The following is a 14795-nucleotide window of genomic DNA, read 5'->3' as shown; positions in this document are numbered from 1 at the left end:
ATATATAAGGAGATTCAGATGGGAGAATCAAATTTTGTTCTTAAAGTAGAGGCAGCATGTCAAAAGAAGGAAGAACTATATACAGCTTCTAAGGCTCGGTATGCTGTTCGCTCTATGTTTGCGGGTGCATTTCTTACCATGAGTACAGCAGTTGGGATTGTGGGTGCAGATCTTCTCAATACTTTCTTGCCTGGTTCTGGTCGTTTCTTGTTCCCTTTTATTTTTGCTTGGGGATTGGTTTATTTACTCTTCTTAAATAGTGAGTTAACGACTTCCAATATGATGTACCTGACAGCTGGTGTTTATTTAAAGAAAATTAATTGGAAGAAAGCTTTAGAAATTTTGCTGTATTGTACGTTCTTTAATCTGATTGGTGCCTTGTTCCTTGCATTTCTCTTCAGTCAGACAAGTGCTTTTGCAAATCTGAATCCAAAAGGCTTCCTTGGTTCGGTTGTAGAGATGAAGTTGCAACGTTCTAATCAATTGGTTTTCTTTGAAGGGGTTGTTGCTAACATCTTTGTTAATATAGCCATCTTGTCCTACCTCTTCTTTAAAGATGAAACAGCTAAAGTTCTGATGGCTTTGTCAGCTATTTATATGTTTGTTTTCCTTACAAATGAACACATCGCGGCAAACTTTGCTTCTTTCTCATTAGCTACTTTTAACTCGATTTCGAAAGATTTACCTCACTTAGAGTTCTTCAATGTGCTTCGTCATTATGCAGTCACTTTTGTAGGTAACTGGGTAGGTGGAGGAGTGATCATGGGCTTGGCCTATGCATGGCTCAATCGTACCAAGACTATCTATAAAGATTAACTATTTTAAAAAAAGTTTGCAAAAATACTTGCATTCTTTTTTTTTATGTGATACACTAAATAACGGTTTGAAAAAACTGCCTAAGACAGTAGGGGAGCTCGACTCATAAAGATCCTACCGAGGACAAAACGTATCATGTAAAAGAAGCGTATTGTACTTTCGTGTCTAGGTTTGGGCGCGTTTTTCTTTTGGAAAAATTCCCCAAGCAAAATAATTACGGAGGTGAACACACTAATGAGTGAAGCAATTATTGCTAAAAAAGCGGAACTAGTTGACGTAGTAGCTGAGAAAATGAAAGCTGCTGCATCAATCGTCGTTGTGGACGCTCGTGGTTTGACAGTAGAACAAGATACAGTTCTTCGTCGTGAGCTTCGTGGAAGCGAAGTTGAGTACAAAGTGATCAAAAACTCAATCTTACGTCGTGCAGCTGAAAAAGCTGGTCTTGAAGAATTGGCATCAGTATTTGTTGGACCATCTGCAGTAGCATTTTCTAACGAAGATGTTATCGCACCAGCGAAAATCTTGAACGACTTTGCTAAAAACGCTGACGCACTTGAAATCAAAGGTGGTGCAATCGAAGGCGCTGTCGCATCTAAAGAAGAGATTCTTGCTCTTGCAACTCTTCCAAACCGCGAAGGACTTCTTTCTATGCTCCTTTCTGTACTTCAAGCGCCAGTGCGCAACGTTGCTCTTGCAGTCAAAGCGGTTGCAGACAACAAAGAAGACGCAGCTTAATCTTAAGCTACGCAGCGTAGCCTAGCTACAAAAAATAAAAACATAAAATATAAAAACTTATTTGGAGGAAATAACAATGGCATTGAACATTGAAAACATTATTGCTGAAATTAAAGAAGCTTCAATCCTTGAATTGAACGACCTTGTAAAAGCTATCGAAGAAGAATTTGGTGTAACTGCAGCTGCTCCTGTAGCTGTTGCTGCAGCTGGTGCTGCTGACGCAGGTGCTGCTAAAGATTCATTCGACGTTGAATTGACATCTGCAGGCGACAAGAAAGTCGGCGTTATCAAAGTTGTACGTGAAATCACTGGTCTTGGTCTTAAAGAAGCTAAAGAACTTGTTGATGGAGCACCTGCACTTGTTAAAGAAGGTGTTGCTACAGCTGAAGCTGAAGAAATCAAAGCTAAATTGGAAGAAGCTGGAGCTTCAGTTACTCTTAAATAATAGAGTTTCCAATCAAAATGAAAACCGAGGTTTAGATCTCGGTTTTTTTGTGTACATTTTTGAGTTTAAGTCTTTATTTTTTACAGATTAATTCTGTACTTTGTCTACTGTAGGATTTTATCTAAATTTTTCAAGATTAGAAAGCTTTGAGTCTTGAATGATTGTCTATTCTTGAAATCATACTCCTTTAAATTTAATCTCTGTCAATCAACATATTTACAATTCTTATCAAGTTCTTACTAATTTATTATGTTGTTAGACTTCTATTTTTTTGCTAAAATAGTTCCTATAAACAAAAAAGGAGATTTCTGATGAAATATTTTAAACGTCTTGTCTTTGCTGCTTTATTGGCAGTTGGTGCGATTTTCCTTGTAGCTTGTGGTTCTACAACTAGCGATAATGGGAAATATGTCTATAAAGCTGATAAGGAGAAAATAGAAAGCATCCTTAAAGAGCAAGGAGCTACTGATGAGGAGCTTGAGAAAGTCGCTGGTCAAATTGCATTATCAATGACGATCGAAATTAAAGATAAAAAAGCCAAATTGACTGTTGAAATGAATGCCCTAGGAAATAATAGAAAGAAATCATTTGACCTAAAAGCTGATCAAGGTAGCAAAACTCTTGAGTCAGAAGAAGGTGGTAATGATAAAGTCAAGTATAAGATTGACGGGGATGTTTTAACTTTGGACTTGAGTAAATTTAAGTCTAACGATAGCGAAACATTTGCTTTCTTCAAAGATGCAAAATTCAAACGTCAAAAATAATCGTATATAGAGGGGATAGCGGAGGCTATCCTCTTTTTTATTCTTTGCTTTACATCAGCTCTTTTCCTTGCTAGCCTAGGGGGGATCTGATATAATAGGGATGACTTGAAGGAGCCAACGTGCTTTGTAAAATAGCTTAAAAAGTACTTGAGGGTGCTTTTTTATTGTATAAGGAGGAGAAAGGTATGGGATATATTTGGTCCTATTTGAGAAAATATCCAAAATGGTTGTGTTTGAATGTTACAGCAGCCATCTTTTTTGTGATTGTCAATCTCGGTTTGCCAACTGTTCTAGCCCGTATGATTGATGAGGGGATCAATCCGAGAGATATGGAGCGGGTTTATTTTTGGGCCTGGGTTATGTTTGGTGTGATCATCGTAGGGATTCTCGGGCGAATCGTTCTAGCCTATGCGGTTGGGAAGATTACTACAACCATGGTCATGGATATGCGCAATGACCTTTATGAGAAGCTTCAGGAATATTCCCACCATGAGTATGAGAAGATTGGGGTTTCTTCCTTGGTAACGCGGATGACGTCTGATGCCTTCGTCTTGATGCAGTTTTCTGACCAGATGTTGAAGCTTGGCGTCATCACTCCTATCATGATGCTGTCCAGTATTCTGTTAATTTTACAGACGAGTCCATCTCTTGCCTGGATTGTGGCGATTTCGATGCCATTTTTGGCTGTGGTCGTCTGGTATGTAGCTATCAAGACCAAACCTTTGTCAGAGAAGCAGCAGGAAACCCTGGATAAGCTCAATCAATATGCTCGCGAAAACCTTACGGGACTTCGGGTCATTCGTGCTTTTGCGCGTGAGGAATTCCAAGAGGAAAAATTTGGCCAAGCCAATGCAATCTATGCGGACAACTCCAATAGACTCTTTAAATTGACCGGCTTGACGGAGCCGCTCTTTGTCCAAATCATCATCGCCATGATTGTAGCTATTGTATGGTTCGCCTTGGATCCTCTAGGGGATGGAAGTTTAGAAATCGGGAATCTTGTCGCCTTTATCGAATACAGTTTCCATGCCTTGCTTTCTTTCCTATTCCTAGCTAATCTCTTTACCATGTATCCACGGACAGCTGTTTCTAGTCATCGTTTGAAGGAAATCATGGATATGCCGATTTCTATCGATCCAAATGAAAATGGAGTTACTGAGACTGAAACCAAGGGTTATTTGGAGTTTGACAATGTAACCTTCGCCTATCCTGGTGAGACAGAGAGTCCAGTTCTTCATAATATTTCCTTTAAGGCTAAGCCGGGGGAGACCATTGCCTTTATCGGATCGACCGGTTCTGGGAAGTCCTCTCTGGTCCAGCTCATTCCACGTTTCTATGATGTTACTTTAGGGAAAATCTTGGTGGATGGTGTAGATGTACGAGACTACAATATCAAAGCCCTTCGCCAAAAGATTGGCTTTATCCCGCAGAAGGCCTTGCTCTTCACGGGGACTATTGCCGAAAACCTTCGTTACGGAAAAGAAGATGCCAGCATTGAGGAGCTAGACAAGGCAGCAGATGTGGCCCAAGCTAAAGAATTTATCGAAAGCAAGGAAGAACAGTTTGACACTCATTTAGCAGAAGGGGGAAGCAACCTTTCTGGTGGACAGAAACAACGTCTATCCATTGCGCGTGCAGTTGTTAAAGAGCCGGATATCTATATCTTTGATGATTCCTTCTCGGCTCTTGACTACAAGACAGATGCTACACTGAGAAAACGTCTCAAGGAAGTAACAGGAGATGCAACCGTCTTAATCGTAGCTCAACGGGTTGGAACGATTATGGATGCGGATCAAATCATTGTCTTGGATCATGGAGAAATCGTCGGTCGTGGAACCCACGAGGAACTCCTGACAACCAATGAAATCTACAGTGAGATTGCTCGCTCTCAGTTGAATAACCAATCATTAACAGAAGAATAGGAGGGAGAAGAAAATGAAAGAAAAACGTTCCAGTTTTGTACGTCTTTGGGGCTATCTAAGAGCCTATCGTTTTGCCGTTATTTTCGCTACACTCCTAAAGATTCTGAGTGTGGTTATGAGTGTCATTGAGCCCTATATTCTTGGACTCGCTATCACAGAATTGACCGCTAACCTAACAGATATGGCTAGAGGAGTAGCGGGAGCTGAGATTAATGTTGGCTATGTTGGTTGGGTCATGATTGTCTATCTCTTCCGAGGAGTTTTGTATGAGCTTGGATCTTATTATTCCAACTATTTCATGACCAATGCCGTCCAAAGCATGATCGAGGATATGCGTAACGACCTATCTAAAAAAATCAATCGCATCCCTGTTTCTTACTTTGATCAGCACCAATTCGGAGATCTTCTTGGTCGCTTTACCAGCGATGTCGAAACTGTTTCTAATGCCTTGCAGCAGTCCTTCCTTCAAATTGTGAATGCCATTTTCACACTAACCTTGGTCATCGCTATGGTACTCTATCTCAACCTTACTTTGGGGTTAATCGTGATTGCTTCTATCCCGATCACCTTCTTCGGTGCCCAGTTGATTATGAAGAAATCCCAGCCTTACTTTAAGGAGCAGGCTGATGTCCTTGGAGCTCTAAATGGTTTTGTTCAGGAAAACTTAAGTGGTTTCAACGTCTTAAAACTCTATGTACGAGAAGAATCATCGCAAGAAGACTTCCGTGACATTACCCGTCGTCTGCAGCAAGTTGGATTTAAAGCGAATTTTATTTCTGGACTGATGATGCCTATTCTGAATGCAATCTCTGATTTGACCTATCTTTTGGTCGCAGTTATCGGAGCCATTCAAGTTCTTGCCGGTCGTCTGACAGTTGGGAACATGCAGGCTTTTGTCCAGTATGTCTGGCAGATTAATCAGCCTATTCAAAATTTGAGCCAGTTGGCTGGAACCTTACAAAGTGCCAAATCTTCACTGGATCGGGTCTTCCAAGTACTTGATGAACCAGATGAAGTACTTGGTAAAAATGAAGCTCTGGACAAGGAATTGACTGGACAGGTTAGCTTTAACCATGTGGACTTCCAATATGTGGAAGATAAGCCATTGATCCGCGACTTTAATCTTGAAGTCAATCCAGGTGAGATGGTGGCCATTGTCGGACCTACAGGTGCAGGCAAAACCACGCTCATCAATCTGCTCATGCGTTTCTACGATGTGACCAAGGGGGCTATTACGGTAGATGGACATGATATCCGTGACCTATCTCGCCAAGATTATCGCAAGCAGTTTGGGATGGTTCTTCAGGATGCTTGGCTTTATGAAGGGACCATTAAAGAAAACCTGCGCTTTGGGAACTTGGATGCAACAGACGAAGAGATTGTCGCTGCTGCCAAAGCTGCCAATGTAGACCACTTTATCCGGACGCTTCCGGGGGGCTACAATATGGAGATGAACCAAGAGTCTAGTAATATCTCTTTGGGACAGAAGCAGTTGTTGACTATTGCGCGTGCCCTTCTAGCTGATCCTAAAATTTTGATTTTAGATGAAGCGACATCCTCAGTGGATACGCGTCTGGAACTCTTGATTCAAAAGGCTATGAAGAACTTGATGAAGGGACGGACTAGCTTTGTCATTGCTCACCGCTTGTCTACAATCCAAGAAGCGGATAAGATTTTAGTCCTTAAAGAGGGGCAAATCATCGAACAAGGGAATCATGAGTCTCTCTTGGCTGCAAAAGGATTCTATTACGACTTGTACATGAGCCAATTCTCCAAGAAAGTAGAAGCTCAATAAAAACGTCAAAAAAGAGCAGTCGCTCTTTTTTGTTAGGCAAAACACTTCAATTTGTTAGAAGTCGGATTTCTTGAAGGTGGTTGTTTTATTTGCTATAATCGTAGCAGAAATGGAGGCTTTATGCGCTTAACCAGCCAATTAATCACTGAAACGTTCCCAGATTTGGATAAGGTCGAAAGGCTTAACATTGAAGCTTTTCCAGAAGAGGAACGGATTCCTTTATCGGAGTTTTTACGCTATACGGATAATGATGACGCTCACTTTTTCGCTTTTTACAATGAGGAAGAATTTGTCGGATTTGCCTTTGCTATTTCAAATGCTAAGGCATTTTACGTCAGTTTCTTTGCCATTATGCCTCACTTGCGGAGTCACGGCTATGGTCAAGAAATTATTGAAAAATTAGTGGAATTTTACCAACGGACCATGTTGTTAGAAGTTGAGCGATTGGATGAAGAATGTGATAATCTAGAGCAACGTCAAGCTCGGATGGATTTCTATATTCGAAATGGCTTTAAAACAGCCAATGCTTTTCTTGAATACGAAGACCTTAGTTTCGAGATTCTCTACCGAGGAGAGGGCTTCGATGAGGAGGCCTACCGTGATATCTTCCGTAAACTTCAGGAAGAAAATTATTTTGATTTTCGCATCCAATACCGACGCTTTAGTGAAGATTAGAAACAAAAAGTGCTCCTCTGTTAGATAGCAGAGAAGCACTTTTTAATTAATGGATGAAGAAGTATATAAGAATCTACAGTAGAGTTTTCTTTGTCTTAAGTTATTTTTAAATGCAATTATTCCAGTAAAAAGAATTGCCGTGGTGGAAGAAAGCTGTTATACTAGATAAGATTGAAAAATGTAAAGGAGTACACATGTTACGAAAAGGTTCCTTAACAGGTTTACTGTTATTTGGTATTTTCTTCGGTGCAGGGAACTTAATCTTTCCGCCTGCACTAGGTGCCCAATCGGGTAGCCATTTTTGGCCAGCTATTGCTGGATTTGTCTTATCAGGAGTAGGAATTGCGATTATTACCTTGATCATTGGGACGCTCAATCCTAAAGGCTATATTCATGAGATTTCACGTAAAATCGCCCCTTGGTTTGCTATCGTTTATCTGGTAGCTTTGTATTTGTCTATTGGTCCTTTCTTTGCCATTCCGAGAACGGCTACCGTTTCCTACGAAGTTGGGATTGCGCCCTTGTTAGGACAATCAGGTAGCAGACTCTTCATTTTCACCTTGGTCTATTTCTGTTTAGCTTATTTGATTGCCCTTTATCCATCTAAGATCCTAGATAGCATTGGTCGGATTTTGACACCTGTCTTTGCTATCTTGATCGTTGTCCTCGTTGTTCTTGGTGCTCTCAAGTACAGCGGACACGCGCCACAAGTGGCAACAGAAGCCTACCAAGCATCTGCCTTTGGTCAAGGTTTCCTTGAAGGGTATAATACCTTGGATGCCCTCGCTTCAGTGGCCTTTAGTGTGATTGCGGTAACCACCCTCAATCAACTTGGTTTCACCAGCAAGAAGGAATACATTAAAACCATCTGGATCGTTGGGATTGTCGTAGCAATTGGCTTTAGTATTTTATACATTGGCTTGGGTTACCTTGGAAATCATTTCCCAATTCCAGCAAAAGTAATGGCATCTGATGCCAATAAAGGGGTCTATGTCCTTTCAGAAGCGACCAAGGCTATCTTTGGCCCAGCTGCTCAAATCTTCCTTGCAGGTATGGTAACGGTGACTTGCTTCACTACAACAGCCGGTTTGATTGTGTCAACAGGGGAATTCTTCCATAATACCTTCCCTAAAATCTCTTACAAGGTCTATGCGACAATCTTCACTTTGATTGGTTTTGCGATTGCCAATCTTGGCTTGAGCGCCATTATTGCCTATTCATTACCTGTCTTGATGATCCTCTATCCAATCACCATTACTATTGTGTTGATTGTGATTGTAAACAAATTTACTCAACTATCAAAACCAGGAATGCAACTAACTATTTTCTTAGTTAGCTTGGTGGCGATTGCAGATGTTCTTGCAAGCACCTTCAAACTTACAGGTCTGGCAAACGTCATTAAAACTTTACCATTTGCCGCCCAGTCCCTTCCATGGTTACTCCCAGCAGTAGTTGGTATTGTCCTCTCTCTTTTCTTGCCAAATAAACAAAGTGCAGAAGAAGAATAAGTCGTCAATTGAACTCCAGAGTGAAATACTTTGGAGTTTTTGTTTGGCTTTGAAACTAGTTTCTAAATGATCCTTTAGAAATCAAAGCGTAGCAGAAATTTTTAATTTAGGAGCTGGAATGTTATACTAGTTGTAGCATATCAATATACGGAGTGTTTTATGAATCAAATCGTTTTCTCCTTTACTGTCTTTCTGGCAGGGATTCTTTCCTTTTTCTCTCCCTGTGTCTTTCCTTTGCTTCCGGTATACATCGGGGTCTTGCTAGGAAGTGATCAGGAAAAATCCATTCAGATTTTTGGGAAGAAGATTCGCTGGCATGGTCTTGTAAAGACCTTGTGTTTCATCGCAGGGATTTCTGTTATTTTTCTCATTATTGGTTTCGGGGCAGGTCTACTTGGTCAAATTATGTACACCAACTGGTTCCGATACTTGATGGGAGCGCTGATCATTATCCTTGGTCTTCATCAGATGGAAGTCTTTCACTTTAACTTCTTAGAAAAGCAAAAGACAATGGATTTCGGGGCGAACAAGCACAAGAATGAATTACTTTCAGCTTTTCTGCTTGGGCTTGGTTTTAGCTTTGGCTGGACGCCATGTATCGGTCCGGTTCTTGGATCTGTACTTGCCTTAGCAGCATCCAATGGTCAAGATGCCCTCATGGGTGCTCTCTATCTCTTTATCTATACATTAGGGATGGCCATTCCGTTTTTACTTTTGGCCCTAGCGTCTGGGATTGTTCTCCCATACTTTAATCGTCTAAAACCCCATCTCTTGTTACTGAAGAAAATTGGTGGCTTGATCATCATCATTATGGGGATTTTGTTACTCTTGGGACAATTGAATAGCTTATCTGCTATCTTTTCATAAATCAAATGGAGGTTTACTCATTATGAAAGTTATTAAATACGCCTGTTTTTCTCTTCTTTCTCTGTCTATCCTGAGTGCTTGCTCTATGAATCAGTCCGAAAGTGGCATGAATAATCAATCTATGGATAACCAGTCCATGACCAACACTAGCACAAGTAAACATCCTTTAGTAGGAAAAGAAGCTAGTGACTTCGAACTAAAGGATATGAAGGGGAATACGGTCAAACTTTCAGACTATAGAGGCAAAAAGGTTTACTTGAAATTCTGGGCAACTTGGTGTGGTCCTTGTCGCCAAAGCATGCCTGAACTCAATAAATTAGTTGAAGAAAAGGACCGGGACTTTGAGATTCTTACCGTTATGGCACCGGGAATGCAAGGTGAAAAAACAGAAGAAGAGTTCGTTAAATGGTTTGCCCAACAAGACTATCAATCGGTTCCTGTTTTGTACAATCCAGATGGATCTGCCTTTATGAATTACCAAGTTCGTTCGATCCCTACTGAAGTCTTTATCGATAGCCAAGGAAAGATTGGACATGTTCAATTAGGGGCAATTTCAAACGAAGATGCCAAGAAGATTATCAAAGAATTGAAATAAAAGAGGCTGGGACAAAAGTCCTAGCCTCTCAATTGTTTTTGGAGTGTCGAGCAAGACGCAGTGGTTGAGTGGGCTCTACTACGCTGATTTCATCAGCTTTTACAGCCCTACTCAACTGTGCGGAGGTGGGACGACGAAATCGAATTCTAACGAATTACCGATTTCTGTCCCACTCTCTTTTTATTAGTTGCTTGCACCAGATGTAGCATCGGCAGCTCCGTCACCGTGTCCTCCAGCATCGGAAGCACCTGAAGTTGCGTCTGCATCCCCATGGCCACCAGCAGGAGCGAATGGTCCGCTACCGCCTACAAGGCGTTGACCTGTTGTTTGAAGATACCAGTCCAACCATGGCTGGAAGTTAAAGACGATTTCGTTGATACCAGCATATGAGCCATCTGGATAGTACATTGCTTGGTAGTTATGAGTATTGATTACGCCTTCAGGGGATCCTGGGACAATGGTACGAACATATTCCTGGTTTCCGTTGCGAAGAGTACCGATGACCCATTCAACGTTTTTCATACGTGCTGGTGGAAGGGAACCGTGAACGGTTGACATCCGGCTACCTGATTGAGGTGGCACGCGTTTTGCAAACATGGTATCTGGATCTTGGTGGGCATTGTTGTAGTAGAGGAACTGGTTGTTATCATCAGCGTATGTCAATTCGAAAGGCATAGCTTTCAAGAACATATCAATTTGATTAACAGTCAGGATACCGTGGTCCAATTTGACATAAGTATCACCAGATACAGCCCCTGTAATTTCTGCAACTTTTTCTACCCAATCTGGATCATCTGGATCAACCTCGGTAACAGTAGTAGCGATTGGTTTTCCGCAATCCAAATCTTCTGGTTCAATTGGTTTTGGTTTTTTCAATTTAGAAACGACTCCTACGTATTTCACAAAGTTATCTAAACAAGTTTCAAGGAATTTTACAGTCCCTTCGTTGATGATGTTGCCATCTGCGTCAAAAGCTTCTTTCGCTTTTCCGAGAAGAAATTCATTTCCTGGAAGGGTATAGGCATTGACACCTGGAGCATCCAGAATCTTACGAAGGTGGACTTGGGCACGAGAAGTCCCTTGGTCATAGTAAGAAGCACCCACGATCATGACCGGTTTGCTTTCGAAAGGATGCACTTCATAGGAAAGCCATTCTAAAACAGATTTTAATCCTGCTGAAATGGTGTGGTTGTGTTCAGGTGTTGCGATAATCACACCATCAGCACGGGTAATTTTATTGTTAAGGAGACGCAATTGGAAGCTTTCGTCCCATTTTTCATCTTGGTTGAACATTGGAACTTCGTCGATTTCAAGAACTTCTAATTCAAATTTGATCTTGAAGTGACGACGGATGAATTCCAAAAGTTTGCGGTTATATGATTGGTCGTAGTTTGATCCTACAAGTCCTACAAATTTCATGCTAGTATGTCTCCTATCTTACAAGTTTTCCCAGTCGAAGTCTTCGGCATCTTTGCGAAGCAATTCTTGAGCGTTGCGCAGTTTTTCAGTAACTTTAACAAAGATACGGAAATCATCAAAGATGGCGTCGAGTTTCTTGATGACGTCAAGATCTACCAAGTCACCATTTTGATCAAATGCTTGAAGAGAGTGAGAAAGCAAGAATTCGTCTGGAAGGACAGTTGCCTTGATTTCTGGTGAGTTCAAGATTTGACGAAGCTGCAATTGAGCGCGAGATGAACCAAGCGTACCATAAGAAGCACCTGTAATCATCACTGGTTTGCTTAAGAGTGGGTAAATCCCATAAGATAGCCAAGCAAGGGCGCTCATCAAGACAGCTGGGATGGAATGATCGTATTCTGGTGTGCCAATGATGACACCATCAGCTTCCTCGATTTTCGCAGCAATCTCTAAGATAGCTTCAGGGACTTGTTTGTTGGCTGGCTTGTTGAAGACAGGGATATCTTTGATCTCAACCAATTCAATTTCAGCCTTATCAGCAAAATGCTTTTGCATGTATTGAAGTAGTTGGCGGTTTGTTGAACGTTTGGAGTTTGTTCCAACGATCGCAATAAGTTTTGTCATGGAAATTCCTTTCTGAAATTAAAATTACAAATAATCATGTAGCCCACTGGTATAGGCGAGGCGACCTGACTGATAGACGAGAATAGCATCTATGGCAGGTAAGGTTTCAACAATATTTAAAATGTTGGTCGGTTCTTCACCGAACAAGCGCGTGGTCCAAATCTCCCCATCGACTGATCGATCAGAAATAATCGTGAGACTTGCCAGTTCCGTTTCGACAGGATAGCCAGTTTGAGGATCAAAAATATGATGGAAGGTCTGGCCGTCAACCTCGAGGTGACGAACATAGGTCCCTGATGTAACGACGGACTTATCAGTTACAGATAGAACGAGTAAATGTTCCCCTCTTGGAAGCTGAGGATTTTGAATCCCGATTCGCCAAGGGCGATGACTGACAGGATTATGACCAAGGGTAAGGATATTGCCCCCTAAATCAATTAAAGCCTGCTCAATCCCCTGACTCCTGAAATAATTAGCTAGTAAATCCGCACTAAATCCCTTAGCTAAAGCACCTAGATCAATTTTCATCCCTTTTCTTTTGAGAAAAACAGTTTGTTGATCCGGATCCAAGCAAATCTGATGAGGGTCAATGACTGTTAGGGCTTGTTCAATTTCTACTTGATCAGGCTTCCTAGCATCTGAAAAACCAATTCTCCAAGTTTGGACAAGTGGACCAATCGCAATGTTTAAATGACTTCCTTGCGCCTGACTATGGCTAGTTCCTAGAGCAATCAGTGAAAAAAGATCTGGATGAACCTTTACGGGTTCAATGCCAGCCTTTTGATTGACCTCCATCAATTCAGAAGAAGGGTCATTAGCACTAAAGCGATGCTCATAGGATCGCAGGAGACTAAAACAATCGACCAGTATTTGGTCAGCTTGTTGATGAGAAATCGAAACGGTTATGGTGGAGCCCATTAGGCGTTCGGATCGACTAGTTAGTTCCACAAATAGTAAACCACCTTTCCAATATTCACCTACTTCAAGTTTATCAAAAAGAAAGCCATTTCACAATCCCCCCAAGCAAATTTATTGACATTTTTCAGGACTTATGCAAATTGATTTGAAAATAAAATCACAAATTGTAAGCAAAAAAATTGGAAACGATATCATTTTCATGTTATAATTGTATGGTAAATAAAATTAAAGGTAGGATTTTTTCTATGAGTAAAATCGTAGTTGTGGGTGCTAACCACGCTGGAACTGCATGTATCAACACAATGTTGGATAATTTTGGAAACGAAAATGAAATCGTTGTGTTTGACCAAAACTCAAATATTTCATTCCTTGGATGCGGAATGGCTCTTTGGATTGGTGAACAAATTGACGGACCTGAAGGCTTGTTCTATTCAGATAAAGAAAAATTAGAAGCTAAAGGCGCTAAAGTTTACATGAACTCACCAGTTCTTTCAATCGACTACGACAACAAAGTTGTAACTGCAGAAGTAGATGGTAAAGAACACAAAGAATCATATGAAAAATTGATCTTCGCAACTGGTTCAACTCCAATCTTGCCACCAATTGAAGGTGTTGAAATTGTCAAAGGGAACCGTGAGTTCAAAGCGACTCTTGAAAATGTACAATTCGTTAAATTGTACCAAAATGCTGAAGAAGTTATTAAGAAACTTGAAGACAAGAGCAAACACCTTGAGCGCATCGCTGTTGTAGGTGGTGGTTACATCGGTGTTGAGCTTGCTGAAGCATTCGAACGTCTTGGAAAAGAAGTTGTCCTTGTTGATATCGTTGACACAGTATTGAACGGATACTATGACAAAGACTTCACACAAATGATGGCTAAAAACTTGGAAGACCACAACATCCGTTTGGCACTTGGTCAAACTGTTAAAGCTATCCAAGGTGACGGTAAAGTAGAACGCTTGGTAACTGACAAAGAAACATTCGACGTTGATATGGTTATTCTTGCTGTTGGTTTCCGTCCAAACACAGCTCTTGCTGATGGTAAGATCGAACTCTTCCGTAACGGTGCTTTCCTTGTAGACAAGAAACAAGAAACTTCAATCCCAGGTGTATACGCTGTTGGTGACTGTGCGACTGTTTATGACAACGCTCGTAAAGACACTAGCTACATTGCCCTTGCATCAAACGCTGTTCGTACTGGTATTGTAGGTGCTTACAATGCTTGTGGACATGAGCTTGAAGGAATCGGTGTGCAAGGATCTAACGGTATCTCTATCTATGGTCTTCACATGGTTTCAACTGGTTTGACTCTTGAAAAAGCAAAAGCAGCAGGCTACAACGCTGTTGAAACTGGCTTCAACGACCTTCAAAAACCAGAATTTATCAAACATGACAACCATGAAGTTGCCATCAAGATTGTTTATGATCAAGATAGCCGCGAAATCCTTGGTGCTCAAATGGTATCACGTGATGCTGCAATCTCAATGGGTATCCACATGTTCTCATTGGCAATCCAAGAGCATGTTACAATTGAAAAATTGGCATTGACAGATCTATTCTTCTTGCCACACTTCAACAAACCATACAACTACATTACTATGGCAGCACTTACTGCTAAATAATGCATTCTATAGAAACGCTCATTTGGGCGTTTTTTTGCTGTTGTCTTACTCAAGAGCTGTGAAAAATAGTATAATAAAAGCAAGAAATCT

The 14795-nt window shown here is 41.0% G+C and carries 14 protein-coding genes and 1 other annotated feature; of the genes, 11 read left to right on the top strand and 3 right to left on the bottom strand.

Going from position 1 to position 14795, the window contains the following annotated elements; all coding sequences use genetic code 11:
- Positions 1-18: 18 nt before the first annotated feature.
- The 10 genes from H8S88_RS06365 to H8S88_RS06320 all read left to right on the top strand — a co-directional run bounded on the left by H8S88_RS06365 (position 19) and on the right by H8S88_RS06320 (position 10122).
- Positions 19-816 carry a formate/nitrite transporter family protein gene (locus H8S88_RS06365; RefSeq protein WP_048691275.1) on the top strand — a complete coding sequence of 266 codons (798 nt, stop codon included), beginning with the start codon at positions 19-21 and terminating at the stop codon, positions 814-816.
- 61 nt (positions 817-877) lie between these two features.
- Positions 878-1012: a sequence feature (ribosomal protein L10 leader region), on the top strand.
- Positions 1013-1050: 38 nt separating this feature from the next.
- Entirely contained in the window at positions 1051-1551 is a 501-nt protein-coding gene (gene rplJ, locus H8S88_RS06360; protein ID WP_219074328.1) for a 50S ribosomal protein L10, read from the top strand.
- A gap of 76 nt (positions 1552-1627) precedes the next feature.
- Positions 1628-1996, top strand: coding sequence for a 50S ribosomal protein L7/L12 (gene rplL / locus H8S88_RS06355; protein WP_001196965.1), 369 nt, complete (start codon positions 1628-1630; stop codon positions 1994-1996).
- Positions 1997-2307: 311 nt separating this feature from the next.
- Complete coding sequence (locus H8S88_RS06350) at positions 2308-2760, top strand: hypothetical protein (protein WP_048691271.1); 453 nt, start codon at positions 2308-2310, stop codon at positions 2758-2760.
- 185 nt (positions 2761-2945) lie between these two features.
- A complete protein-coding gene (locus tag H8S88_RS06345; protein ID WP_125336247.1) occupies positions 2946-4682 on the top strand; it encodes an ABC transporter ATP-binding protein in 1737 nt (578 codons plus the stop codon).
- Between the two features lie 13 nt (positions 4683-4695).
- Positions 4696-6477 (top strand): ABC transporter ATP-binding protein, encoded by a 1782-nt coding sequence (locus H8S88_RS06340; protein WP_236128172.1) that lies wholly within the window; start codon positions 4696-4698, stop codon positions 6475-6477.
- Between the two features lie 120 nt (positions 6478-6597).
- Positions 6598-7152 (top strand): GNAT family N-acetyltransferase, encoded by a 555-nt coding sequence (locus H8S88_RS06335; protein WP_048716068.1) that lies wholly within the window; start codon positions 6598-6600, stop codon positions 7150-7152.
- 194 nt (positions 7153-7346) lie between these two features.
- Positions 7347-8660 (top strand): branched-chain amino acid transport system II carrier protein, encoded by a 1314-nt coding sequence (gene brnQ / locus H8S88_RS06330; protein ID WP_236128171.1) that lies wholly within the window; start codon positions 7347-7349, stop codon positions 8658-8660.
- Positions 8661-8819: 159 nt separating this feature from the next.
- Positions 8820-9527 (top strand): thiol-disulfide oxidoreductase-associated membrane protein CcdA2, encoded by a 708-nt coding sequence (gene ccdA2 / locus H8S88_RS06325; protein WP_023023299.1) that lies wholly within the window; start codon positions 8820-8822, stop codon positions 9525-9527.
- 22 nt (positions 9528-9549) lie between these two features.
- Complete coding sequence (locus H8S88_RS06320; RefSeq protein ID WP_236128170.1) at positions 9550-10122, top strand: TlpA family protein disulfide reductase; 573 nt, start codon at positions 9550-9552, stop codon at positions 10120-10122.
- Between the two features lie 183 nt (positions 10123-10305).
- Here the strand turns inward: H8S88_RS06320 and H8S88_RS06315 are convergent, their stop codons facing one another.
- The 3 genes from H8S88_RS06315 to H8S88_RS06305 are packed head-to-tail and all read right to left on the bottom strand — an operon-like array spanning position 10306 to position 13083.
- Positions 10306-11541 (bottom strand): NAD(P)H-dependent oxidoreductase, encoded by a 1236-nt coding sequence (locus tag H8S88_RS06315; protein WP_236128169.1) that lies wholly within the window; start codon positions 11539-11541, stop codon positions 10306-10308.
- 18 nt (positions 11542-11559) lie between these two features.
- A complete protein-coding gene (locus H8S88_RS06310; protein ID WP_006596326.1) occupies positions 11560-12165 on the bottom strand; it encodes an NADPH-dependent FMN reductase in 606 nt (201 codons plus the stop codon).
- 24 nt (positions 12166-12189) lie between these two features.
- Entirely contained in the window at positions 12190-13083 is an 894-nt protein-coding gene (locus H8S88_RS06305; protein WP_236128210.1) for an FAD:protein FMN transferase, read from the bottom strand.
- A gap of 245 nt (positions 13084-13328) precedes the next feature.
- On the opposite strand from H8S88_RS06305, the gene nox reads away from it, so the two are divergent.
- Positions 13329-14705 (top strand): H2O-forming NADH oxidase, encoded by a 1377-nt coding sequence (gene nox, locus H8S88_RS06300; RefSeq protein ID WP_125329400.1) that lies wholly within the window; start codon positions 13329-13331, stop codon positions 14703-14705.
- Positions 14706-14795: the final 90 nt, after the last annotated feature.

Origin of the sequence: Streptococcus sp. GS001, assembly GCF_021595565.1 — a bacterium.
Lineage (GTDB): Bacteria > Bacillota > Bacilli > Lactobacillales > Streptococcaceae > Streptococcus > Streptococcus xiaochunlingii.
The sequence above is the reverse complement of the archived record's forward strand: the minus strand, read 5'-3'. Positions and strand labels throughout refer to the sequence as shown.